Origin of the sequence: Rahnella ecdela (assembly GCF_019049625.1) — a bacterium.
Classification (GTDB): Bacteria; Pseudomonadota; Gammaproteobacteria; order Enterobacterales; family Enterobacteriaceae; genus Rahnella; species Rahnella ecdela.
Window position 1 is genome coordinate 38,513 of record NZ_JAFMOY010000117.1, and the last position, 25,383, is coordinate 63,895.

General features: G+C 50.2%; 16 protein-coding genes. 3 read left to right on the top strand and 13 right to left on the bottom strand.

The features are described 5' to 3' along the window. Nucleotides 1-2 precede the first annotated feature (2 nt). Both J1784_RS07150 and J1784_RS07155 read left to right on the top strand, forming a co-directional pair. The gene (locus J1784_RS07150; protein WP_217148600.1) at nt 3-2,390 is read left to right on the top strand and encodes a fimbria/pilus outer membrane usher protein; all 2,388 of its coding nucleotides are present in this window, start codon (nt 3-5) and stop codon (nt 2,388-2,390) included. A 9-nt stretch (nt 2,391-2,399) separates the two neighbouring features. Continuing rightward, entirely contained in the window at nt 2,400-3,563 is a 1,164-nt protein-coding gene (locus tag J1784_RS07155; protein ID WP_217148601.1) for a Csu type fimbrial protein, read from the top strand. Between the two features lie 452 nt (nt 3,564-4,015). Here the strand turns inward: J1784_RS07155 and J1784_RS07160 are convergent, their stop codons facing one another. The 11 genes from J1784_RS07160 to J1784_RS07210 form a co-directional block, all read right to left on the bottom strand. Next, complete coding sequence (locus J1784_RS07160; protein WP_217148602.1) at nt 4,016-4,870, bottom strand: tagatose bisphosphate family class II aldolase; 855 nt, start codon at nt 4,868-4,870, stop codon at nt 4,016-4,018. A 12-nt stretch (nt 4,871-4,882) separates the two neighbouring features. After that, nucleotides 4,883-5,329: a PTS galactosamine/N-acetylgalactosamine transporter subunit IIA gene (gene agaF / locus J1784_RS07165; protein ID WP_217148603.1), complete on the bottom strand. Its 447-nt coding sequence runs from the start codon at nt 5,327-5,329 to the stop codon at nt 4,883-4,885. A 9-nt stretch (nt 5,330-5,338) separates the two neighbouring features. After that, nucleotides 5,339-6,232: a PTS system mannose/fructose/sorbose family transporter subunit IID gene (locus tag J1784_RS07170; protein WP_217148604.1), complete on the bottom strand. Its 894-nt coding sequence runs from the start codon at nt 6,230-6,232 to the stop codon at nt 5,339-5,341. After that, nucleotides 6,222-7,013 carry a PTS N-acetylgalactosamine transporter subunit IIC gene (gene agaW, locus J1784_RS07175; protein WP_119825127.1) on the bottom strand — a complete coding sequence of 264 codons (792 nt, stop codon included), beginning with the start codon at nt 7,011-7,013 and terminating at the stop codon, nt 6,222-6,224. Before agaW ends, J1784_RS07170 begins: the two co-directional genes overlap by 11 nt. Before the next feature lie 12 nt (nt 7,014-7,025). Beyond that, nucleotides 7,026-7,508, bottom strand: coding sequence for a PTS N-acetylgalactosamine transporter subunit IIB (gene agaV, locus J1784_RS07180; protein WP_119825125.1), 483 nt, complete (start codon nt 7,506-7,508; stop codon nt 7,026-7,028). Between the two features lie 3 nt (nt 7,509-7,511). After that, nucleotides 7,512-8,699, bottom strand: a complete 1,188-nt coding sequence (locus J1784_RS07185) for an SIS domain-containing protein (protein ID WP_338019899.1) — start codon at nt 8,697-8,699, stop codon at nt 7,512-7,514. After that, nucleotides 8,692-10,011, bottom strand: a complete 1,320-nt coding sequence (locus J1784_RS07190; RefSeq protein WP_217148606.1) for a D-tagatose-bisphosphate aldolase, class II, non-catalytic subunit — start codon at nt 10,009-10,011, stop codon at nt 8,692-8,694. The genes J1784_RS07185 and J1784_RS07190 overlap by 8 nt, the downstream gene beginning before the upstream one ends. Before the next feature lie 32 nt (nt 10,012-10,043). Continuing rightward, nucleotides 10,044-10,817 carry a transcriptional repressor AgaR gene (gene agaR / locus J1784_RS07195; RefSeq protein WP_217148607.1) on the bottom strand — a complete coding sequence of 258 codons (774 nt, stop codon included), beginning with the start codon at nt 10,815-10,817 and terminating at the stop codon, nt 10,044-10,046. 1,664 nt (nt 10,818-12,481) lie between these two features. After that, nucleotides 12,482-13,078, bottom strand: a complete 597-nt coding sequence (locus tag J1784_RS07200) for a DUF2913 family protein (protein WP_217148608.1) — start codon at nt 13,076-13,078, stop codon at nt 12,482-12,484. 866 nt (nt 13,079-13,944) lie between these two features. Next, the gene (locus tag J1784_RS07205) at nt 13,945-15,273 is read right to left on the bottom strand and encodes an L-cysteine desulfidase family protein (protein WP_274387318.1); all 1,329 of its coding nucleotides are present in this window, start codon (nt 15,271-15,273) and stop codon (nt 13,945-13,947) included. A gap of 20 nt (nt 15,274-15,293) precedes the next feature. Continuing rightward, a complete protein-coding gene (locus J1784_RS07210) occupies nt 15,294-16,625 on the bottom strand; it encodes an amino acid permease (protein ID WP_217148610.1) in 1,332 nt (443 codons plus the stop codon). A gap of 560 nt (nt 16,626-17,185) precedes the next feature. Here J1784_RS07210 and J1784_RS07215 point away from each other — a divergent pair. Beyond that, entirely contained in the window at nt 17,186-17,578 is a 393-nt protein-coding gene (locus J1784_RS07215; protein WP_119825111.1) for a Rid family detoxifying hydrolase, read from the top strand. Nucleotides 17,579-17,837: 259 nt separating this feature from the next. Here the strand turns inward: J1784_RS07215 and traI are convergent, their stop codons facing one another. Both traI and traD read right to left on the bottom strand, forming a co-directional pair. Further along, nucleotides 17,838-23,069, bottom strand: a complete 5,232-nt coding sequence (traI, locus tag J1784_RS07220; RefSeq protein ID WP_217148611.1) for a conjugative transfer relaxase/helicase TraI — start codon at nt 23,067-23,069, stop codon at nt 17,838-17,840. After that, nucleotides 23,069-25,240 carry a type IV conjugative transfer system coupling protein TraD gene (gene traD, locus J1784_RS07225; protein WP_217148612.1) on the bottom strand — a complete coding sequence of 724 codons (2,172 nt, stop codon included), beginning with the start codon at nt 25,238-25,240 and terminating at the stop codon, nt 23,069-23,071. Before traD ends, traI begins: the two co-directional genes overlap by 1 nt. Between the last annotated feature and the right edge of the window lie 143 nt (nt 25,241-25,383).

Genomic DNA, 25,383 nt, shown 5'->3' on the forward strand with positions numbered 1-25,383 from the left:
GAATGAAATCCATTAACACGCGGCAGAACACCCTTAGGCTACTGACCGTTTTTGTCGCCTTTGCGCTGCATAAAAATGCATTAAGCCAGGAATACATCAACGAGTTGCCAACACCTATTACTTTATCGCCTGAATTTTCGCCCGAATACAATGTCAACGTCATTCTCAATGGCAACAGGTTAGCCACGCGCGTTCCCATCAAAATCACAGATAATCATTACCTCGTTCCGCGCTTTTATCTGACACAACATCTTCGTGCCCCCACCAATCTTCTTCCGAAGGAGGGGGACACGCTCGTTGATATTCGCCACATCGCCGGCATGACGTCCCGCTATGACAACAAACAGCATGCTTTAGTCATCAGTGTCCCCCCTGCCTGGTTACCCGAACAGGCTTTTTCAGCAACGCAGGGAGAGGAACACCTCGATTACAGTCCCTCATCAGGCGCGGCACTGGATTATGATGGCTATGTTTCTCGAAATAGTCTGGTGGATACGGGGGCATTATTCCTTGGTGGGCGTTTCTTCACCGGTTCGGGATATCTTTATGCTTCGGGGACGGCAAATCGCTATAGCCTGCACAGGAGTGGGAGCAGCAACACGACTTATACACGCTACCTCACCTATTACCGGCAATACTTTGCTGATAACGACACATCCCTCGTATTAGGGGATTTCATTTCCGAAGGTGGCGTGTGGGACAGTGGCGTACGCATGGGGGGCGTCTCGTTTAGAAAAGATTTCAAGCTCAGTCCAGATAAAAATATCTACCAGTCCCCCAGTGTGCGGGGAACGGCTAAGACACCGTCAATTGTTGATATTTTTATGGATAACCGCAAAATCACCTCGAACTCTGTCGATAGTGGCCCGTATGAAATCAGTAATCTTCCCTTTATTAATGGGGCAGGCCAGGTCACGGTGGTCACGACCGATAAGCTTGGCAATAAAACCAACGAAACGGTGCAGTTGTATAAATCCAACTCCCTGCTTGCGCAAGGCATGCACGAATTCTCAGCCAACGTGGGTTATCTTCGTTATAACTACGGCTACAGTGACAGTAAATATCGAAATCTTGCCTTCAGTGGATACCTGAGCCGCGGGGTGAACGCCCTGCTCACCCAGTCGGTGTTTTTACAGTCTGCCCAACGTCTGCAGATGGCAGGAAGCGGCGTAAATTTTCTTGTCGCTCCCGTGGGCACATTCAGTATTACTGGGGCGGTTAGCACCGATAATGAGTCAGATCGGTGCAATGGGGGGCGAGCTGAGCTGGGTTACAGCTATGCCAATTCGCATATAAATTTTTCCTATAACCATAGTCAGTACACCCGTAATTTTACCGACCTCGGCAATTATGGCTATCACAACGATGGCTATTCTTCTGTCTCTACGCGCAGTGTCGATCAGGTCTGGCTCAGCCATCAGTGGCAGAATTCTGTCACGTTAGGCTTAGGTTATTTCTACATTCAGCCTTACGGTTCAGACTCCTACAGTATGGGTAATATTTCACTCTCTACCCCGACGCCTCTTCAGGGCCAGTTAACCCTTTCCTTAAGTGCTTATAACGCCAGCGGCCAAGATATGATGTCGATGCTGAACTGGAGCGTGCCAATCGGCAGCCGCACGCGGATGCAGTACACGATGAGCCATTCGTCCCTGGGCTACCGAAACGATATGAATTTGTCATGGGGGGACTATGGCCCTCAACAAACCCATGCTGACCTGCAGGTGACAAGAGATGAAGCGGGCTATCGTTATGAACGCGCCAGTCTCTATCACAGTAACCAGTATGCCAATCTGAGCGCAGGCCTTTATGGCTATGACAACAAGACATACTGGCTGGAAGGCTCCGGCACGGTCACCCTGGCTGGCGGGTCTATGCAGTTGAACCGGGAATCCCATGGTGCCTTTGTGTTAGTGAATGCAGGGATCCCAAACCTTCCTTACTACAATGGCGGCAATCTCGCGGGGTATACCAACAGCCGAGGGTATGGCTTTATTCAGAACGTACCGGCGGGTATACCGGTGGAAATTTCTGTCGACCCCACCCATTTACCTGCCGATTATCATGCCGCCCAGTACCGGCAAAAAGTGCGTCTTTATCCCCACTCCGGTACAGAGGTGAAATTTGGGGGTAAGAAAGGATTGCCTGCCCGTTTCAGGTTGGTTGATTCCGAGGGTCACTCGCTTCCCTTGGGCAGTGTTATCAGAGACGAAAGCGCCGAAACAAGTACTTTCGTTGGCTACGGCGGGAGCACCTTCCTTTATCTGAATGATGCAAAACCCGTCATGCTCTCGGTTTATCGCGGCGCGGCCCCTTCCTGCAGGGTGGTGATACAACCGCGGAATTTCACCACGCACCACGCACCAACACCCACCTTTACCTGCCGTTGAGGAATATGTATGAAATCACGCCATCGCCTCATATTACTGTTTTTACTCTTAAATTTCTTTTCTCCGCGCGCGTCGGCAGCCTTGGTGGATTTTGAATTTAATCAGTTGTGTAATGTCTATTGGGACCATTCCGGCACCATCATTCTCGGTTCTTTCGATAAATCGGGACTGGATATTGAGGATGGGGGAAACACAAGCGTCGACGTACCGTTGGATGTGTTCTGTCTGGGGCGTCCGGATAACTTCAATCAAAGCGATGCCTATTTCAGATTGGCTGTCACCAATGTTTCACCCGGCCCTTATATCGGTAATGATTTGGTCTTAACCAATGAAAGGCCCTCTACCCGAAATGCGCATTATCAGATAAAAGCCAACCTCTGCGCCGGTCAGGCAATGGGAGGGATTTCCCAGCTTTGCGTCAGTACTCTCAATACGCCGACTACGTACGTCTTGCCCGAAGGCGGGGATCAAAGAGAGTTGGTTGATAACGTTCTCTCTCCCTCAAGCGATGAAAACAACGCGATGAACAATCAGCTCTGTAGTGCCCACCCAAGTGAGTGTGATTATTCTTCTCTCAAAACGGGTTTCTTCAACATAGGAAAGTGGGAGCACCCTTATCGTTTGTTAGCCCATTTTATCATTCCTCAGCAGAATGGCATTGCACCGGGCACCTACTCCGGGACTTACTCCATTAAACTTGACGGTAAACTAAGAGCGGAAACGATCCTTAAGATCCCCCTGATGGGCTTTAACATTACCAACGTCCAACAACCGTTGACTTTTAGACTGAGTGTCTCGTCCGCATGTCAGATTAGTCCGCCCGTTGATATAAACTTTACCCCACAAATGTTTTCGGGCCAGAGCCAGTCACAAGCTGCGACAGCCCAGGTTCGGTGCACCTATGGGACCCCGTACACCGTCAGTTTTAAGGGGGAGAACGATGACGCCACCGGGGTTGGGTATATGGTTTCCGCTGACGGAAAAAATAAAATCCCTTACCAGATCTCCGATACGACAGGTGAGCCCTGGAGTATGCTGGGTCGTAAATTTACGGGCACGGCGGAAAAGCAGCCGATTGATTTTCAGGTTAAGACGCTTCCAGGCCCAAACAAACCTGCTGGAAAGTATGAAGATACCATCACCATGACCGTCGATTACACAGAGGGCACTTGATATCGGTATTTTAAGGCAGAATCATTCGGTGACTTGTCTCGGTTTGGGAAGACTATGGCGCGGATATTAATCATTTCTCCGCAGCCGAAAAGGCGGCTGGGAATCATCAGGCGTCTCAATGCTCTCATTCGGATTGGCGAGGCCTTCCCGGATTAATGGCTTCAAATTTGAGCGTTCACTGAATTCAGGGAAGAGGTCTATGCGCAAGATAATGATAAACACTTTCGTGGGGTACTGATTCACTTTGAAAGAAGTACTACTCCACGATTGAACGATACGTCCTTCGATACCATTGATTAGGTCAGTGAAAGGGCTACATTGGCACTCAAACCCAGAGTGCCAGTGGTAACCGCTTCAATGACAACGATGCTTGGAGTCTTTTAGTTAAACACCCTCCCTTGGCTGCGGGAATGTATTTCGCTTCTTGTTTCGTTAAAGCTCGCTTATTGAACTTACAATTTTCCCTCGCTCCCGCAGATACGTATTTTCTCCCGCACGACTTTACGCATCGCTTCCTTACCCGGGGTAATATATTTACGAGGGTCATTCGCCTCTGGATGGTCAGTAAAGTAATCTTTTACCGCATCGGCAAAAGCAATTTTCAGGTCTGTCGCCACATTCACTTTGCATATCCCGAGTTCTATTGCCTCATGTACCATGTGTTCAGGAATACCCGATGCGCCATGTAAAACCAGTGGAACGTCTACGACCTTACGGACTTGTGCTAAACGGGCAAAATCAAGATGCGGCTCCCCTTGATATAGCCCATGCGCGGAGCCAATTGCCACGGCCAAAGAATCAATCCCGGTACGTTCGACAAAAAGGCGCGCTGAAGTGGGGTCGGTAAAGAAGCTGTCTGCACTGTCGACATTCAGGTCGTCCTCTTGGCCGCCGAGTCGCCCCAGCTCGGCTTCCACACTGACGTCATATCTTTGGCATAAACGCACCACCTCTGACACTTTGCGAATGTTGTCTTCAAACGCGCAATGTGAACCATCGATCATTACCGAGCGCACACCAGCCGTGACTTTTGTGCGGATATCGTCTAACTCTTCATGATGATCCAGGTGCAATGCCAACGGCAAGTTGTGCTGATGAGCGGCTTCCTGGCAAATAGACACCAAATAATCCGTGCCTGCGTAAGTAAAGGTCCCCGGCGTACCTGCCAAAATCACGGGGGAGTGTAGCGCAGCTGCCGTTTCTACCACCACCTGCACGGTTTCCAGATTGTGTACGTTAAAGGCAGGAACGGCATACCCTTCTCGCTGCGCCTTTTTGAGCATTTCTCTACTTGAAATCAAGTACATAGGATAGTCTCCTTAAATGCCGTCTGATCCGACGCCATCATTTTGTTTTTGGGTGCATTGCTTTTGTTCTTCATGCCACAGACTGGTGATCCCTCTTTGCCCACACTTGAGCGCCATGTCGCGAAATCGCTGAGGAGTAATTCCTTCGCGCTCAAGCATCATTTCAGCTGCGAGTTGCATATTCGTACCCGTGATCACCTGATAGTCCGGATGCTGCTTTGCGAGAACGGCGGCAACCCGAAAGGGAGACCCTCCCAGCAAATCGCTTAAGATCACTACGCCTTCACCGCTGTCGCATGAGGCACAGGCCTGCTCGAGCAGACACCTCAACTCGCCGTGACTGACCCCTTCAGGGAAATCCACCGCGCAGCACTGCAACTGTTCACCCACGACCTGCTCAACGCCCTGTAATAGACCGCTCGCAAAGCGGCCGTGGCCAGTGATAATGACGCCTAACATTGTGCCCCCTCAAAGAAACCCAACTAATTTACCCACCACCCCAAACAGCACGGTCAACCCGATCAATTTCACTGGCGAGAAGCTGCGCTTCATCAACCAAAACACTACCAGCGTGAAACACAGCGGGAGAATATTGGGCATCAACTTATCCAGCACGTCTGTTTGCAAGGCGACACTGGCTTTACCAGCATGCATGATCAGGGGCGTTGAAAGATGCACGTACGAGGCAACCAGTGCGCCAATCACGGTCATTCCAACAATCGATGCAGCGTGCGAGATTTTTTTGGTATGCGTCTTAAGCAGTGTCAGCGCACTGGTCCCAGCGTGATAACCGTAATGCGCCAGGCCGAAACGCAGACCAAAATGCACCACATTGAAAATCAACAAGAAAACGATGGGTCCAAACAAACTTCCTTGCAGCGCAAGTGAAGCACCGATACCGGCACAGATAGGCAGCAGCGTCAGCCAAAACATTGCATCGCCGATGCCGCCCAATGGCCCCATGAGTGCCACTTTTACCGCCCGGATAGTGGAAATTTTCTCTTTGCTTCCCTCCATCGCCAGTACCAGGCCGGACAAAAAGGTGACGTCGAAAGGATGCACGTTGATAAATTCCATGTGCATCTTCATGGAGTTGGCCAGATCCTGTGGGTGTTTATGAATTTTTCTAAGCCCTGGGATCAAGGTATAAAGCCACCCCCCGGCCTGCATACGTTCATAGTTGAAGGAAGCCTGCAACAGCAGGGAACGCCACGCCATGCGGTTAAGATCTTTTTTAGTCAGCGCCGCCGAGGGTGCGCTGTCGATGTAGTCGTCCTGCTCGACCTGACTGGTGGCTAATGCCCGCGCCATAAGGTGTTCTGCTTTTGACGCCTGCATGGATTCATCATCATTAAATGCCATCTTCCATCTCCTGAACGTTGTTTGAAGAAGCAGGGACAGGTGTCTCGTCCTCCAGCCCATCACGTGAACGGTTAAAGAAATCGATTAACGCGATGGCAAAGGCTCCCAGAGCAACAGCGATAATCGGCATATTTAGGAAAGTCACAGATATAAAACCGAGAATGAAATAGGCCACATAGGTCTTTTTCATCATAATTTTCATCAATAATGAGAACCCAATCGCGGGCATCATGCCGCCAGCCACTGACAGCCCATCCAGTAGCCAGGTTGGGGCTTTCTGAACCATGACACTGGCGGCATTGGCACCGAAATACACGGGCAGAAACGCCACAATGAAGTAAAAACAGAACAGGATAGCGATCCCTAGGTAGTTCACCCGTTCAACACCGCGCCAGTTCAGTGCTTGTACCATCTTGTCGCACTTGTGCATCATCGGTGAATACACCGTGAACAACAGGGTGATACAACCTTGCACGGCTATCGCGAAAGGCACCGCGACACCAATGGCAACCTTCGGGTCAGCATGCGTTAAAATGGCAAACGCTGTACCTACGACGCCCCCGATGACGACATTAGGGGGCTGGGCTCCTGCCAGCGGCACCATGCCCATCCATACCAATTCCAGTGACCCACCGACTAATAATCCCGTATGCAGGTCGCCCAAGATCAGCCCGACCAGCGGGCCAATGACCACCGGACGGTGGATGTGAGTCAGACCGTTAAACATGTCTACCCCAGCCAGTCCGGCTAATAATCCGATCAGTAACGCATCTGTAAACATGGCTAACTCCCGTTATGCTAAGAGTTTGATAAGGGATTCACCGGCCTCATCCGGCACTCGCCGAATTTCGCAGGTCACCCCTAACCTCTCCAGTTCGCGAAATGCCGCCGTATCGCTTTCATCGACAGAGACGGTTTTATGAATTTGCTTTTTACCCTCTGCAAAGTGCATGTTCCCCACGTTGACAAAGTTGATTGGGACGCCGCCTTTGACTAACGTCAATACGTCCTGAGGGGTTTTACAGACAATGAAAATCTTTTGTCGGTCTGCCGCGTTGTGGATCACTTGGATGGTTTTCTCGAGGGTGAAATAGCGTGTCTGCACACCTTCAGCCACCACCATATCCATCAGATTTTGCTGTACCGGGTCGACGGCGGCGACATCATTGGCCACTAACACTAAATTCGCCCCCAACGAACTGGTCCACGTCACGCCTACCTGGCCGTGAACTAACCGGTTATCGATGCGAGTCATAAGAATATTTGGGGTTGCCATGCATCACTCCTGAGTGAAAATTTTGCCAGGGGACTTCTGGGAGGTGGCGGGGGTGAAAGGATAGATATCCACGCCTTTTACCACGCGATTTACCTCCCCTGTCGGGCAGGGGTTATCCGGTGTGATGCCGAGCGAAAGGGAGGTTTCTAACGCCAACATCTGTATGAAGAGGAGGTAAGGAAAGAGAAGCCAGATATCATCAAGGTCACTGTTGAGGACGGTGAGCGACTCGCCAGCGATACTGCTCAGGGCCACGACATGCGCCAGGCCATCACCCCGCAACTCATCTAATAGGTCTTGCTCATAGCGACGGCAGTAACTGTCTGATGACATCATCAGCAAAACCATCGTGTCCCGATCCGCCATAAACTTTGGCCCATGCCGGAATCCCATCGGCGTGTCGTATCGTGTTGCGATCTTTCCTGCCGTTAATTCCAGCAACTTAAGGGCACCCTCTTCGGCAAGCCCCGTAAAGCACCGATTACCGAGTAAAACTGCGCGCTTGAATCCGGCTCGCGCTAGTTTTTTGGTATGAACACGCCACCCGAGGGATTCGCGCTCACACAGGGTTACCATTTGCTGCAGTGGCGCATGGGTCTGTTCGAGTGTTTGAGGACCCAGCAATAAAAGCGTGGCCAGTGTCATGCAGCTAAAGCTGGAGGTCATGGCAAAGCCCTGATCGTGCGATCCCTGAGGCATGACCAAGGAGCACACATTGCCTCGCCCTTTGGCGTATTGCGCCAGTTGACCTTTAGGATTACAGGTCAGCATCAGGTGATAACATTGCGGCAAAAGTTGATCGGCAAGTCTCACCGTGGCAATACTTTCCGGGCTGTCGCCCGAACGGCCATAGGAAATCAGTAATGTAGGCCGCCCAGGATCAAGATACTGCAAAGGGGATGGGACAATATCCGTGGTGCCACAGGCCATAACGTCGAGGTGGCAGTGTTCGCGCAGCCAGGGTGCAAGTGCCCGTCCTGCGAAGGCGGAAGAACCTGCGCCGCAAAGCACGATTTGCAGTTGGAGATTGGTCAGCAGCGGCTGGAGAAACGGCTGCCAATAGATTTTGGTTTGGACCAACATGTCATGCAGTTCTTTCCACAGACACGGCTGTTGCTCAATTTCCTGCGCGGTGTGGAGTGCGTGATGGTTGAGTAACCACGCCTTTGAATAGGAAAACAGCTCACTCACTTTCATACTCCTGGTATTGGGATTGTTGGCGGTCATGGCGCGGCTCACAGGCCGAGGCATAACTGAGCAGTACGCGTTGAATGTTGTTCATGACCCAGTGCTGTGGATCGTTGCTCAGCGCACCGGCACAGAGGGCCTGTGCCTGCTGGGGTAAATATTGACTGAGTAACGCCATAGGCACTGGCTGATGGCGGAGATTGTCCATCAGGCGGTTCACTGCTAATTTCACCTGAGGGTGCGCCCAGTAATACCGCACGCGATCACTCAGGCTGTATTGGCGGTCGATATATTGCTGGTGAGGTGAACCGTGGTAGTACCGGCTCCACTGATGAGGTTCTTCGCGCATCACCTGCTCCAACGTATCGCGAAGGTGCGCTGCGTTAAGTTCGCCGTTCCATTCACGGTCAATGTGATCCAGGGCGAAGAGGGCTTCGCGAAGGGCAAAGGTGAGCGCAGGCCCCACTTTCAAGATGGCAAAATGATCCCGTACTAACGCGCTGTAAGCGTGTGGCGTCTGATAATCGGTAGAGTGCGCTTCATAAACCATATTCGGTTGCGCCTCAATAAACTGACTCAGTGCGATCGCTTTCCCGGGCTGATAATGGACAACGTTCTGATGGTCGAACTCAACGCCCGGCTGCACCACGAGTGCAATCACTCTCCCCCACGCGTTATCCAGCTCAGCCAGACGCCAGGCGAGGCGGTGCACTTGAAGCGTAGTGTCCGCGGCCTGCGGCGTAGTCACCGCCACCCCTTCCATATTGTCTTTTGCACCACCGGGAACAGGTACTTCGGTGCCAATCACATACACCGGACGCTCTCCGCCGGCCTGGAGCCAGGCCTTCTCCGCCACCGCACACAGCAGCGCTGCGCGCGTGGCAATATCGATATCACTCAGCGGAACCGGATCGCCTTTGCAGGACATGGAACAATCAAGGTGGATTTTGCGAAATCCTGCACTGACATAGTCATGGATGAGGGTTTCAGCCAGTTGCATCGCTTCATCCGCGGGATGGTCTTGCCAGACGTTTGGCCCCAGGTGATCACCGCCCAGCCAAACGCGATCACGCGATAACCCTATGCGATCGGCGAGAGCAAAAACGGTGTCCCGAAACTGGGCGGGCGTCATGCCTGTATAGCCACCAAATTGATTAACCTGATTTGAGGTTGCCTCAATCAGCACAGCGGTATGTCGTTCTTTGGCAAGCCTGAGCGCGCTTTCCAATACCCAGGGGTGGGCCGAACAAACGGAATAGATGCCCACCGCCTCGCCCGATTTATGGCGCCGGATTAGTTGTAATAAAGGATGCATGGTTTCTCCACGAGTGCGTCGTGATAACAGAATCAGTCGTCGGCGATAATGACGTCCACGCCGAGGTCAGTTAATTCTTTGTGGTAGTTGTCAGGGATACCGGAATCCGTAATCAGCCGATGGATTTGTCCGGCTTCACGGATCATGCAGAAGCTTTGACGGCCGAACTTACTGGAATCAGCCACCGCAATAATTTCATGTGCCACTTCGCACATAACTCGATTCAAGTGGGCTTCACCGCTGTTAGGCGTCGTGATTCCGGATATGAGGTCAAAGCCATCGACACCGAGAAACAACGTCTTAAAACGATATTGCCGTAATTGCTGTTCTGCAGATGGCCCGTAAAGGGAGTAGGATTTCTGTCGCACACTCCCTCCCAAGACCATCACTTCGATTCCTTCAAAATCGGCCAGTTGATAGGCGATGTTCAGCGCATTGGTCATGACCACGACATCACGCCGAAATTTAAGGTGCGGCGTAATGTGTGTGGTGGTTGAACCAGAATCCAAAATCAGGGCATCACCGTCTTGTATGAATTCTGCTGCTTTTGCTGCGATGCGGGATTTCACATCGCGGTTCATGCCTCCCTTATCCTGTAAGGGTCTGTCAAACGCGAATTGCCGATTAAGGATGGCGCCGCCATGGAGGCGTAACGCACACCCTTTTTTTTCGAGATAACGCAGATCATTACGGATAGTGACGCTCGAAACGCCAAAACGTGCGCTCAGAGGTTCAACGCCGACACTGCCCTCTGTACACAGTTGGTCGATAATATGTTCACGGCGTTTAACGACACTGGATGTCATATTCGTCCCTATCAAAAGTGTTTTATAAATAGCGCGCGGCAAGCGCATAAATAGGTGTTAAAGCTCTTTCCTTCCCTTTCGATTTAATTACAACAAAGGAAAGAACACAGAAGTGTGATCAAAGTTACAGGTTCATTTGACGCCAAAATGGGCTAAAAAACTTTCGTTTGATAATGAAATGAAAGTTTCCCTGCCCACGGATATTTGGCACTTGAGTCTTTTTGATATTGCTGTGCTCAGGTTTATGCAGAAAACCCCTCAGCGAAGTGAAAGTCAGCAGTTTGTTTGCAAAGTCATTAACTTATTTTTAGCTAAGTGATCGCACTCACATTTCTTGTAAATGTTCCCCTACGCAAGCAGTAAAAAGATCGTCCAGCCCGCTGTCATGAAAAACCTATGCGATTATCTTCGCAGAACTGACTCAGCGAGCAGGACGTTTTTATAAAGACACGGCTTACTGTTCGGCAACCTGTTATATCAAAGGTTGAAAACCTCCCCCTATCACATTTGAGTATCCCGCGCTCAGCCCATACAGGGGTGCAATCCCTCATTACAGCCAGGAAATATTTTCAATGCCTATGTCAGAACCAATGGATACTTTTCAAGGTCAATATCCATTTTTGAGAAATTTCTATTTATATCATCACATCTCTCCCTGTAAGAAAGTGTTTGTATATTTTTCACCACCACTACCAATAATATCAATATGGATATACAAATTGTTTAATATCATATAGATAATGAAAATATAAAATCAACTTCAAAAAAATTTACACACGCAATTTAATATAAAATGATAAAATGTAATTTTATATTAAACGAACGGCAAACCAATTACTTTAAAGCAGAGAAATGTGACGCCCACCCATCATATTAAATTGAAATATTGCATTCCCCAATCCACAATCTGCATTGTCGAACGATGTGACAATAATAAAATGGCTCTTCATGCCTTACCGTTCGCCTCTCTTTTTTTTAAGAACGTTGCGTCAGAGAGGTGGACGGTTTTTTTCCACGAACATCACCCCGAAATATGTTTTATTTACACACGAAAGCCTTGATAAATATTTTTATTTGATCAAATATACCTTTGCACTTCCCTAGTGTAATTACCGATATTATCCTCCTTGCATTATTTACCGTTCTCTTCGCTATAACTCCCCTCTGCTCCATGTTTAGCGAAGAGAACGGATTTTTTTCGCCCTTTTATTCTCACAAAACCCATGACAATTCATTAGGAATTTTCTTTACCCTCTCTATTCTCAAATAACGACATTGCCTTTCAACTATTTTACTCATCAGGGAAACGTCTCTTTAAGCTAACGTGTAAATGGGCATCATTAGTTATGCCTCGTTATTCGCGTGCGATACAACATTTATCATGCAGGATGTCGATCTTATTTATAATAAGAGGGAAAAATTCGGATGACGACATCGTTTTATATTGAAGAAGAGTATTGCGAGCTCTTTCTCATTGCCGCTGATATTTAACATGAAAAAATCATTTTCATGTCACTGATCCGGCGAAATGTCGCATTAAAAGAGGGGAATTGAGTCAGGAATTACCCTGCCTGCAGAAACAGTCAGGGTCAAGAGGTGGAATGTCGGATTACCGGGATGTGCGTGCTGTTGATGCTAATCGGACATCAGAGGATAAGACATCGTCAGAGGGGAAGTATGAACTCCGAGAATCCCTCATGCTTTTCTTGCGGGGCAAAACTGAGATGGCATTGTTCCATCAATGCAAAGACACCCGACACATCGCCGGTAAACCTGATGGATAATGGCTGGATTAACTTGCCGGTGTCGTCGAAGGCCGGATGCAGTTGAGCCTTGGGTGTATAGACCGCTTTCGCGGTGTCAGAAGATGTCCAACCGCTCTCCCAGTCTTTAGGGGGGAGCAAATAATCCGTCCATCCCATCGTCTTGAGTGTCTCAATAAAAAAGGTGAACCTAAAAAGCGCGCTCTGATCGGCCAACGCCCCTATGCTTGAGCGATAAATGTAGTCTAATTTTTTCAGCAGGTTTGCGCCAAAACCGTAACGTTTCCCCTGACTTAGCAACCACGAAATATCTGCTGCTACGCTTTTGGGAAGGAGCCTGCGCTTTTGTGCGGTCGTCAGCCATTTCATAATGAAAAGATGTTGCTCGAGTTCGGATTGGGCTTTGCCTTGCTGTTGAGCTAATTTTACAGCAATAAGGGCGCACCAGGCGAGATGGGCCAGATCGGCGGTAGGACGAGTTTCATAACCAACGGTCAAACAATACACCTCTTTTTAAAATGAATGGAAGCACAATGAACCTCCCCTCTCTTAGGCTCTGGTATTGCATTCGTAAGCCATACGAGGGCGTAAACTTCGTTTCCATGACAGTGACGCAATTGGCATCAGAGGCGATAGAAACAAATGACATTATCGTGCGCTTATTCGTCACCCTTCCCGTCATTTCAGCCACGATTCTCCCCTGCAATGGGAATTATGTGAGATACACATGCCTGCATGGACACCTAAGTTGTCTTCCCACCGAAGTGGAGTCCCGATTTTATCATTAAACATTGTCCCCAGGACTGTGATATAGGGCTCAAAATAATATAATCCTATGATTATATTATTAAATAATTACTGTTCACATTCCCATTCGCGAGAATAGTTACTGCGCGTAATCGTGACACTGTACATAACGATTATTCGCCGTTGACTGACAGACGTCTCGTTCAATGACAGCTTTTGCTATTTTCCAGCTGTCCATAAGTAAGATGATGTCCCCTTTAAAGGAGCGATTTGCCAACGAATAGGTCATCGATGTCCTGCGTGGGAAAGGACTGGAAGTTAAGCTTTTGAACATTCTCCGGGAGGTAACGTTCGCCTGACAAAACTGCTCTCCCATACCCTGTGAAATATGAAGATTCAGTTCATTACAGCGCAAACCTACCGCGCCATCATGAGCTCAACCGTCACCGAAACGGGGAATTATGTGCAAAAAATTGAGTAACAGCCCTCATCAGATTTAGCACAGGCGAAAGCTGTTGTCTTTACTACTGTTCTGGCAAATTGTCACCGTTCAATCTCGCTACAGTGCCCAAATCGCCAACGTACCCAATTCAATCCCCCCAGCGTAAACGGGTCGGTTAGCAAGATGAAATAAGCGAATGCTTTTTAAGGAGCATCATCTCAATAACTTGCGTGTCCGTATGGCGCATAGCATGGCTTGCAAGCGAGGTAAGATTGTTTAAGGACTCCTCAACGTTATCGCACACAATACCGTCACTGCCCAAAACGGATGTCCCATCCAGCGCCATCAATACTGCTTTCCAGGCTGACACCGCCCCCGTTGAAACCTTCATCGCACAACTGTTCGATGCGCCATCACAGATCATACCGCTGATATCCCCAACCATGCTGTTTATCGCCATGAGTATCACTTTGCTCTCACCCCCCAGCAACCAAGCCATTCCTGCTGCAGCGCCCATAGAGGCCGTTGTTGCAGCGCACAACGCCGACAATTTTGGCAGTTTACTGTGAATATAAATCGCGGTCAGATGTGAAAGCATTAATGCCCGGCAGAGCCTTTCTCGACCTGCTCCAAGATGTTCTGCCACCACCACGACCGGCATGGTGGCCGCTATCCCTTGATTTCCAGAGCCTGAGTTACTCATTGCGGGCAGCGCCGCTCCCCCCATTCGTGCATCTGATGCGGCAGCCGTCCGAATCAAGATCGATGACAAAATATCGTCCCCGATCAGATGGCGACTTCGCTGTCGCATGAGAGAGGCGCCGATATGCAATCCCCAGTCGTGCCTGAGCCCTTCCAGGGACAGTTCATTATTGATCTCTGCCGCCTCGACAATGAAGTCGATATCATTAATCGGCACAGCATCAATACACTCTACGATTTGCGTCAAGGTCACAGACGAGAAATAGGCCTGCAAAGACGCAGAATCATCACACTGCGAACCCTTTGAAAGTTTGAAGACCACTTCACTGCCTTTTTCTATCGCCGTGATACGCGTATGATCTCCTGTAATGGTGACCGTCGCGTGTTCGTTTTCAAAAAACACCCGCGCGCGGGCATACAACGATTCAGTACAGTCAGGCTGGAGGTTAACAGCCACTTTTCCCTGTCTCATCCAGTCTTGGGCGGTTAAAACATCCTGTGAAGTCACAGTATGCAAGACTTTCAGACCGGCCTTTGCATCACCGCATATTGCTCCCAGGACTGCCGCGACCGGCAGTCCTTTCATTCCCGACCCTGGTACGGTCACCCCCATGGCATTCTTCATCAAGTTTGGCGACACCCAGGCCTCCACCCGTTGAGGTAAACCGGAAAGATAAGTCGTCGCCGTCGCCGCAGCGAGCGCCAGTGCGATAGGTTCAGTGCATCCCGTCGCGGGTTTCACTTCTTCCTTCACAATACGTATAAAATCATTCCACTGCTGAGGTGAAAAAGTTGTCATCATCATTCGTGCCTTTATGCCGATTATGCAAACGCCAGGAATGGCGAAATACAAAGCAGGATCCCCGTGATGATAATGATCACCAGTGAGGTACCTTTGTATTTGTGTAATGCAGGAACTTTCAGAACGAGCCAAGCGGGGATCAAACACCCGACCAGACCAAAGATAGGGCTGCAGATGGAGGTGAAACTTAAGACGGGTGCATTCAGCGCCACGGCACTCCATGCAAGGAGAATGGCAAACAGCATGATCCCACGCTGCACAAAGGCTTCATTAATTTTATCTGCGGGCAACTTGCGGCGCAGGAGATTCATGACGATGCCTTGAGTGGCTTCGCGGAACCCCAGGTAAACGCCGAAGAACGCTGTCATGACAGCAAAAATGTTCAGGATGACGCTGACAACTTTCACCCATGAGCCCCCGTCACCCATGAACTGGGCAGCAATTGCCAGCGCTGAGACATTTTGTTGATACGCTTTAAGTGCCTCGTCATGCCCCATCGCAAGGGTGTATGACACGGCATAAAAGAAGATTGTCACAAACAGAATGCCAAATGCGATATTCATGGCCCGCAGTGCCTTATGACGTGCCACTTCAATTGATTTTTCACGAGATCGATACGAAATGACCATGGGACTGAGTGTCTGAATAAACAGTATTGATGTCAGCGTGAACGGCAAAGTAATAATGGCGTTTTTAATCAGTAGGCCCGAAGGGGGTAAAGTGCCTGCATTATAGAGGTGCCACAATCCCACCATGGAAATGCCCAGCGCGGCGACCACTAAAAGTTTGGTTAATACCATTCCTGTTGAGACTTTGAATAAGAGTTTCTCACCCCGCGAGGATATAGCCACCAGGACACAGATAAGGATAAGGCCGTAAAATGGATTGTCGGAAAGGAGGCCTTTTGTTACGCCAAAGGTGTGGAGGTATGAAGCGCTATCATTCGTAATTGCCGTGGAGTAAACAAACATCCAGATAACCAACATGACGAAATAAAGTGCCCCCAGCAATATCCCCCAATTCTTACCCAGGTAACCACTGATGACACTCGGATAGTCTTTGCACTCTGGTGACTCGGCCAATGTGTTTATAAATAAACGCTGAAAAAGATACATTGCCGGGTAGCCAATAACCGACGAGAGAAGAAATACCCATAATCCCATCAAACCCACTTGCACCGGTAAAAATACAATGCCGGCACCGATAGCCATACCTATACTAATAATGATCCATCCCCGGTCAGTACTATCAAACCTGATCGCCTCGTGCCATTCGCTGTCTGTCATGCCCGCTCTTTTTGCTTGTGAGGAGAACGTGGGCGTGAGTTCTGTATTTGTTGTTTCCAGTGTCATAGTCATTCCTGCTTAAAAGGTAGGGTAAAAAGTTATTGTTTTTAAAATTACGCGTACTCATGGGCCAGTCGATTCGGTATTTGTTATAATGGGATAAGTATAACGGAGAGAAGAGGGAAATGTTTTCTGGATTCCATAGCAAAAAGGGCCATCCGTAGGATATTTTCCTCCTGGTAGCGATAAATAATGCCGTTTACTTCTATAAAAATAACCTTTGCTGAAAATATATTCCACACTCCTAAACACTGACTGCAACCACTTGATTTAAATCATTATATTAAATAACACCTTTTATCTTATTACCCTCCAAAGCAGAGAGATATGTGATCTTAACTAGCAAAATATAATGTTAGTTAATTGTTTCAAAGCGCCCCAAAGTTGGACGCATATCACAACTTCATCGACCCTGCTTTGCTAAAAATTGGCAATATTCTCTTTTATGTAATCAGTTTGTTTAAATTTGAAATAATGCACTTTTTATTAGGGGTTTATAAATAATGGTTTCCCTCAAAGATGAGGCTTAGGATTGCCCCTCAATTTATTTTTTGAGGAGTGTTGGAATGGCTCACGAAATTAAGACCTATAACGCACCCAGTGCTATTGGCCCCTATATTCAGGGGATCGTATTTGGAAGTCCGGGAAATATGGTGATGACCTCAGGGCAACTGCCCGTCCATCCTGAAACGGGAGAAATTCCTGAAGGGATAACCGCGCAAACCCGGCAATCACTGGAAAATGTACTGGCCATTATTGAAGCGGGAGGATTAAGTGTGAACCATATGATAAAGACGACGGTGTTCGTTAAGGATTTAAAGAGTTTCGCCTTGGTCAATGAGGCTTACCGTGCTTTTTTCATTGAACACCATACGGGTTTCCCCGCTCGTACATGTGTTGAAGTTGCCAGACTCCCTAAAGATGCATTAATTGAAATCGAGGCCATTGCCGCGCTGTGAAACAGGATGTATTAGGATGACAAGGACGTTGTCTTGGTCAACTGTCTCTGCAGCGCTAAGTGTGATTGTTGTGACACGGTGCATCCCTTTCGTATTCCGAACAGGTGAACGAAAGGGATGAACTGATGCTAATAATATGTGGGAAGCCGCCCTCAGACATCACACACTCACGGCATTTTACTTTTAAAACAAAGGGTTCAGACACGATGAGTCAACGTGCCAGGGCAAATAAAAAGTGCCGCCCCGCTGAAGACCTGTTTCAGTTTTCATCCAAGGTCTTGTCGCTAACCCCGCCATTTTCGATCTGTTGAAAACGCTCTCTATGACGATTTTCTGACACGATATGATTCACAGCGTCTGCTTGCTTTTGTCGTTCTGACAAATCGAAGACGGGTAACTTTCCCGAAAGACATTTTTTGTCCATACGGCTGATGACATCACTGATCAGCGTCTTGATTTTCTCATCTGGCAACGTAGCAATTGACGAGGATTTGTCAGTCTCCCTCATAGCCCGCCCCGTTTGTTCGGCCCGTCTTTCCAGCGCTTGCCGCTGAATTTCATCTGCACGTCTCGCTTGTGTTACTTCGTTTGAGATGCAGGCATTTTCCTTCGAAAGCGCAATGTCCGTGACACCGTCTACCCATAATTTCCCGCCGGTCATTCTCCCAGGATTCCAGGGCCGACCTTCATCAAACAGTCTGACCACAATGCCGCTTTCGGGGTGCCGTGCCGCCAGCGCCGTACCTTCATGCATATTCTGGGCAAGACGAACCTCACCAGTACGGCTTGCCTGTAAGGCCACAAACTGGGCCTCCGGGATCCCCAATACTTGTCCCTGCGATGTCAATACATCGAGATCCAGCCCCTGCTTTAGAGGGTTTAGCCAGATACCGGCCGATTTTCCATTGCTGTCATAAACAGGAAAAGAGATATGGGGCTGGCTATCCTGCCCCAGGGTAAGCCATCGTGCCAGCGAGTGTCCCTTTTGCAACCCTGAATGCTGGAGCAACGCTCGGCCCATTGCCACGTCCTGCAATGGCAGGGCGTGTTTTAAAAGCCGTTTCGCATTTTTTACGGCATGCTCGCTGCGCGGTACCAACACATCGTGAGCGGTACTTCTCTCTGTGACGTTGTCCATGGCTGCTATCCACGCATTGCGATTGTCGGTGTAGACCTGTACATGTTGTTTTGAACGAGAGAGCGCCACATACACCGATTCAAAACTTACCATTCGTTCACGTCCCCCATCAGTGCCTTCAAGCGCGATAGCAAACGACTCACTGGCCCCTTGCGCACCGTGTGCCGTCACGGCATATGCCAGATCGATATGACGTTGCGCCTCATCACTTTCGGGTTTGACCGTACGGGTCTGTTCTCCATTCGTCAGCCTGATCCCCTCACGGGAGACTTCTACGACGGTCCACACACTGTTAGCGATGTAGCCACGTTCATTGTCACTTTTTGAAAAGCGTATTTTGTCGCCCGCCCCTACGTCAATGTGATCGGATAGATAAAGAGTGAGGCCTTCGCTGGTCGCTTCACGTGGGGACAGTAATCGTGTGGTCCCCTCACTATTCCGAAGCGTAATAAGACCGCATTTGACATCAATGTCGGTAATCTGGTGATAACCCTTATCCATCAGAACACGGGCATCACGGTGTTCTTCCCACGTGTTGATCCGTCGTAACTCGCCGTCACGGACATTGGCAGCCACCAGAATAGGAAGGCGGCGTGTCTTCCCGCTGAGCTCGCCGGCTTTTTCACGAGCAGAATGGATCTGTGCATTAATCGCCCGCCGGTCCTCATTGAGATGGGTCACAATGAGCGTTTGTCTACGTGCCTCGAATGTTCTTCCCATGTAATCGTTCACGATACAGGCATAAAGCGAGGCGGGCTGCGCTTCTTGGAGATATTTCCCTTCTGCGGCAGCGCGTTGTATTTCCTGTTCTCGCTTGCGGGTAAATTCAATCACGGAGCTTTGCGGCACCCATGCATTTTTTTGGCGGGGAACTTGCTCAGGTTTCACATGCTCAACGGTGTTCAGGGCGCCAGCCATGTCTCGGGCAATCATGCTGTAAACCGCCGGTCGCAGCGCCGGTGTTTGTCGCACAATTTCTTTCATGATCGCCACATCTGCAGCACTGCGGGCTTGTTGCAGCTTAAAGGGCTGACCTGAAGAAATCGGTTGAAGCTGACTGCTGTCGCCGCTGAAAACGGCCCGCCCACCACCGGCGGTGATCAGCGCATAGGTTTTGGCCATATCAGCATTACCAATCATTGAACTTTCATCCACCACAAACACCGTGCTGCGGTAATTGAGCGTATCCCCGTGTTTGTGCTGCAGGTCTGCATCAAAGAGAAAAGATGACAGCGTCTGCGCATCGATGCCGGCACTGCGCATTTCCCCGACGGCACGGTGAGTAGGTCCAAGCCCCACGACACGGGGTCGTATTTCCTCTGGCAAGGCGTTGATAGCCTTCATCACAGCGGTGAACTGTGTGGTTTTTCCCACGCCGGCATACCCCTGAACAGCAACAAAACGATCGTGTGTTTCCAGGATCAGCCGGGTGGCTTTTTGTTGCCCTGCGGTCAGGCCCGTTAACACTTGGTCGGGCACGTGCGCGATGAGTGATTGGACCGCTCCCTTCCCTTCGGCAATATGGCGGATAATGCGCTTTTCGGCATCAAAAGCGCTGCGAGATATCAGTAAATCATCGCCGTACGCGTGGGAGGCACTGACTGAAATGAGCACCCCATCATGGATTTGCTGTTTGACCTCTTTTTCAAGGACAGGGAGTGTTAACGCACTTTCGCCAAATTGCTGGGCGGTGGCGAGAAGGGAGATACGTGAAAAGGCCAGTTTTTGGCCCTCAAGGACGGGGATGGCTAAATGGAGGGCTTGTTGCGCAGGCGTATTCAGGCGTGCTTTCTGACACATCATAGCCTCCTCTATCTTCTCCCGACCGGAGACCTCGGTGAGGTGTTGTATGACAGTGCGACAGACAAAGTGCCGGGCGAGTTTTTCCGTCGTTCTTTGCTCTTGCTGCGCGCAATACAGACACACCTGCACGCCACTTCGCGAAATTTGATTCAATGTCCTCCTGTCGAGGTCACGATTGGCGACCGCGGCAAAGACAGTGGCGGTATCGCTGACGGATCGCCCCAGGCCCTCCACCCAGGCCTGATCGACTTTGATCGCCCCAAAAGGGGACCCCGCCACGTGCAAAGATTGCGGGGTGGACTGATTGTTTCGTAAAACCCCCAATTGGCCCCCCTCCACCTTAACGACACGAAGAACATCGCCAGACTGCAGTTGATATTGAGGCATTTTTCCCAAAACATGCAGCTTCTCACCTACCGCGACAGGGAGTCGCTGTGGTCGGTAAAGCGACCACTGGCTATCGAGTGCAGACAGTGGGACTTGTTTTGTTTCCCCCGCCTCATTACGCAACGTCAATGCGTGTGTCTTATGCGCTATGCGGTCTATAACAAACCTGACAGGGGATTTGCTTTGTCTCCCCCAATGCTCCAGGACCATGCCTTCCTGGTAATGATCGCGTACCCTGCGACCTTTACTGGGTACCCACACCGGTACGATTGTGCTGATAAATGCATCCTTTGGGGACAAGATTTCCTTAGCCTTAAGGGCTTGACGCACCACATCGATGAGGGTCTTCTGTTCGCGCGGGCCTGAGGCCTGAATGACCGCGTGCCCTCCTTCTTTTAGGTGAGAGGCGTAGTCGTGCGCTAACCGGCTGTAGCGTTGATCTTTATCCGTTTCGCTGATGACGGTGACATCGACCTGCTTTCCCCCCTCATAACGGTAAGACTTACTGCCTGAATCACGCATAATGGCCAGCGCATTCCCTGTTCCTCCCCGTTGCTGCGCATCCATCACTAACAGTTGAACATTGTTTCGTAGAGCGCCCTCCAACAAGGTTACGGTCTCTTTCAGGCTGAGCTTCTCGCCCTGATCCACAATGAGGGTGCTGTGGGGAACAAACGCCGTGCCGTCAGGCAAACGGGCCTTAGTGAGCACCGTTTCATTCACCAGGTGCGGGTCGTTTTGTATGAATTTACGGGACGCTGCATCACCGGTGAGTATCTGCACGTCACGGCCTTGAGCTCGGGCCAAACGTATCAATTCTGCCACGCGATCACGCTGAAGCCCCGCGCCACCCGTGCCAGAAAGTATTGCGATAGCCGGTTGGTCCTGTACCAGTTTACTCACCACGTCGCTGAAGGGTGCTGCGCGGGTGCCTTCCCTGTGTGGATGAATGGCAACCCGCCCATGGCACAAGAGTTCCGCGCTTAAGGTTTTGATGGAGAGCTCATCGAGGACATGAATATAAGAGGTAAAAACCCCTTTCTCTTTGTCCAGAGGAATAAGCTGCTGGTCTGCGATCGCCCCCTCTATTCCTGCACGAGCCTGCTCAATCACCCCACCCTGGGCGGGCAGTTGACTGACCGTCTTGGCTAAGACATCCGAGTAAGAGAATTGGGTCTTTGCTTCACTGAGCAGTGAAATGGCTTGCCTAATAGCCTGGTTCACGTCTGCCTGGGACGGCGGGTGACGAGGCGTCATTCCTTCCCTCAGTCGTTGGTCAGCACGCTCACGATAGGTGGCCATATCGAAACCTGTGGTTTTTAAAGTTGTCATCCACTCGAGCATTTTTTGCGCTGGATACAGTGTTTTTTTGGCCTTTCGGGTATCGAGGGCGGCGACATCGCGTGATTGAGGGGAAGCATCCGCGCCCACCGCCTCATCAATGGCTTTACTCCGACCAGAGAAGACCTTCACAGGGACATCACGCAGCTCCCACATGTCATGTCGGCCAACAATTTCGACCTCATAGCCCATCTTCTCCACCGCCGTGCGCAGTGCCTGCCGGTATATTTTTCCGAGCGCAATTTGATTTGCCAGGACATTTTCTGAGAATCCGGTTTTACCCACCGTATCGCTGCTCAGCGCCTGCCACTTTTCTCCATTGCGGGTCGCATTGATTACCACGCTGTGCGTATGCAGGTGGGGATCTTGGTCCCGGGAAGTATCATGGTTAAAGCAGGCAATAATCAGATTGCCTGTCAGTACCGTTTCAGAATGACCTTCACGCATAGACCGTGTCGAGGCCAATGACTCGACCTGGTTTAGTGCCAGGTCAACGGCAAGATTATGGGCCTCGACAAGGCGCTTATCCCCTCCCAGCATGGCCATGACGGAAACACTTTTTGGTGCGGAAAACGTCAGATCGTATCCCGGGCGATGTGTATTGACTCCGCGTTGCCAGCGGCTAAGGTCAGCCCCGCCTGGCAGACGCCCGTTTAAGGCTTCACTCAGCGTAAGTCTGTCTATTGCCCCCTTTAATCCTAACCGTTTGGCCCCCTCCCCGCGCCAGTGCTCACTCATGCTCCCCAGCACATAGTCATTGTCCTCATCGGTGTAGTAGCTGGCCGCATTTTCGGCCGACCGGATTCGACTGAAACTCATCATCAGAAACTGTCCCCTACCTCGACCTCATCAGGTGGCGCATGACCGGGAGGTATGTCGCTATCTTCTGGCCGCCATATCGCGCGTTCTGCCACCTGTGAAGACTGCCACCGTGCGTAAGCATCAAAATCCACAGCCTCCCCCTCGTTCTCAAGGCCTGGCGGTAGCGTCACCCCGTCGTCTCGTAAAGACGCCTGCCCACCGGCATGGCCGGCCGGTGTGGCGGCGAAAGTGCCGGCAGTCTGATCATCAGTCGGCACCGCGCAATGAGGTGTGTGAGCAGAGGCCTCTGCGGGTGCCACACTTTGCATTCTCACACCATCCGGAAGGCGCTCAGACCCCGTCGCGTCAGTTTCAGGTTGAGCAAATAATTCTGAAATACGCCGTCCTTCTTCTTCTCGGGTGGTCAGGACTGCGCTCAGCCGGCACTCCGCCTCACTATCTACCTGACGGGGGATAAACGGCGCAGCCACTTTTGGGCGAGACTGATATTTAAGCGGAAGTTTTACGGCAGGATAAGGGCCCGGTAGGGTGACATAACAGGTTAAGTCGGGCAGCGTTTGAATATCGCTATAACTGACCAGCGTCATTCTTTCCCTGTCCTTGCCCACCGAGGTCCCGTCACGCACAGGATCGACGCCGTAAGAATATTGTTCAGACGCTTTGAGCAACTCCTTTTCCCCGATCTCCCCTGCGGCAAATTCTGCTATCTGCTTGCTCGGCGAACGGAAAAAGGCACGGGTGTTCAGCACATCAAATAACGTCGCCGCGCCTTTGGTGCCGTAGATATCTTCGAGCTGGGCATAAGACTGAAAGCCCAGCACATAGCACCCCCCGAATTTTCTCGCCTCGGGCAGGATTTCAACCAGATCCGGCAGCTTGTGCAAGGTGGGCAATTCATCGCCAAAGATCCATACGCGGCGTTGTCTGTTTTCACCCATTGAGAGCAAACCGCGTATTGCCAGCGACAGCCACATGGATATGACAGGCTTGAGGGAAGCATGGGTATCCGCATTCGATGAAATGAATAACCAGCCGTTGTTTCCGTCTTCGCGCACCCCGCGCATCCAGTCACGGATAGTGAAAGGTTCACCATGACACTCAATCCCCTGGAGATAACGGATAGCTTTGACGTAATTGGTGAGAACGGCACGAATGGAGATCGCCGTTTTTTCAATTTTTTCTTCCACCAGATTCGCCGCAGGTGAAGATTTCAGATAAGCCCGGAGCTTATCCATTTTTATAGACAACAACGTATCGACCAGCTTGGCATACCGGCGATCAGAATCCTTTCGCATCACATAAGCTGCTTCGGCAAAAATGGTTCGACCGGAACCTTGCCAAAAAGGATCGTCTCGGGTGCCCATAGGAATGAGGGTATTTGCGACGTTATCGAAATCGGGCTGGGTAAGGCATTCACGCCACAAATCCCATGCAGGGCAACGGGCATCGAGGGGATTGAGGTTGATATCTTTTGAGGGGTCATAGTAACTTTTCACAAACTCGCAGGAGCGGTCGTAAACAATCGCCATATCTCCGCGCCTACGGACATGGTCCATCAGGCGACGCATGAATTCAGACTTTCCAGACCCCACGGTTCCATGAAGGCAAAAGTTCTGTATTTCGCTGTCTTTTATCAGAGGGAGCTTATCGATGTGGATATCCGAGGTTTTCCCCTCCCTCTTTAGCATCGCGGCCACCACACCAGGATCTGCGGTGAGCTGACGCCCCCCGGTGATCTCATCTTCGCTTTGTTTTTTACCCCGGGATCCCAATACCCAGACAGTAACAACGAAGACGATGAGACAAATGACACTCCCGACCATAGCCGCTATCAGAAAACTCACCCAAAGCTGTTCGCCACACCAAAGGGGGTATTTTTCAGTGAGTATTTGCTGCACGTTATAACTGAGTTTCCTGCCGTAATAGTCCAAATGGTAAACCGGTTGCACGTGCATCAAGCCACGCATAGGACCCAGTGTCCTGCACCACCAATACACCATGCCATTGATAAAAGTCTGCCATGACAACCGGAGCATTATTGTCAGTGCGGTCGTCGTCCAGAAAAGAAGGAATAAACAATAAAATATAATGTTAGCGATTTGTCCAAACATGCGGAAACGCATTGCTGCAATTTGTCCGCCTTGCGTCATGTCTTTTACGCTAAAGCTCATTGAGTTCACCAGGATGCAGGGAAGTAAATATATTTTGCAATGCATGTTTAACAACAGGCTGGGGCTACACATCAAGAAACGTAGGAATATCCTCATGGATTATAAAAATTGAAGGACTCCTGAATTCATTTTTTATTAACTGG

What these genes read in the sequence shown, in the direction of transcription:
- J1784_RS07150 (WP_217148600.1), top strand. Translation starts at nt 3, where the DNA reads ATGAAATCCATTAACACGCGGCAGAACACCCTTAGGCTACTGACCGTT.
- J1784_RS07155 (WP_217148601.1), top strand. Translation starts at nt 2,400, where the DNA reads ATGAAATCACGCCATCGCCTCATATTACTGTTTTTACTCTTAAATTTC.
- J1784_RS07160 (WP_217148602.1), bottom strand. Translation starts at nt 4,870, where the DNA reads ATGTACTTGATTTCAAGTAGAGAAATGCTCAAAAAGGCGCAGCGAGAA.
- agaF (WP_217148603.1), bottom strand. Translation starts at nt 5,329, where the DNA reads ATGTTAGGCGTCATTATCACTGGCCACGGCCGCTTTGCGAGCGGTCTA.
- J1784_RS07170 (WP_217148604.1), bottom strand. Translation starts at nt 6,232, where the DNA reads ATGGCATTTAATGATGATGAATCCATGCAGGCGTCAAAAGCAGAACAC.
- agaW (WP_119825127.1), bottom strand. Translation starts at nt 7,013, where the DNA reads ATGTTTACAGATGCGTTACTGATCGGATTATTAGCCGGACTGGCTGGG.
- agaV (WP_119825125.1), bottom strand. Translation starts at nt 7,508, where the DNA reads ATGGCAACCCCAAATATTCTTATGACTCGCATCGATAACCGGTTAGTT.
- J1784_RS07190 (WP_217148606.1), bottom strand. Translation starts at nt 10,011, where the DNA reads ATGCATCCTTTATTACAACTAATCCGGCGCCATAAATCGGGCGAGGCG.
- agaR (WP_217148607.1), bottom strand. Translation starts at nt 10,817, where the DNA reads ATGACATCCAGTGTCGTTAAACGCCGTGAACATATTATCGACCAACTG.
- J1784_RS07205 (WP_274387318.1), bottom strand. Translation starts at nt 15,273, where the DNA reads ATGATGACAACTTTTTCACCTCAGCAGTGGAATGATTTTATACGTATT.
- J1784_RS07210 (WP_217148610.1), bottom strand. Translation starts at nt 16,625, where the DNA reads ATGACACTGGAAACAACAAATACAGAACTCACGCCCACGTTCTCCTCA.
- J1784_RS07215 (WP_119825111.1), top strand. Translation starts at nt 17,186, where the DNA reads ATGGCTCACGAAATTAAGACCTATAACGCACCCAGTGCTATTGGCCCC.
- traI (WP_217148611.1), bottom strand. Translation starts at nt 23,069, where the DNA reads ATGATGAGTTTCAGTCGAATCCGGTCGGCCGAAAATGCGGCCAGCTAC.
- traD (WP_217148612.1), bottom strand. Translation starts at nt 25,240, where the DNA reads ATGAGCTTTAGCGTAAAAGACATGACGCAAGGCGGACAAATTGCAGCA.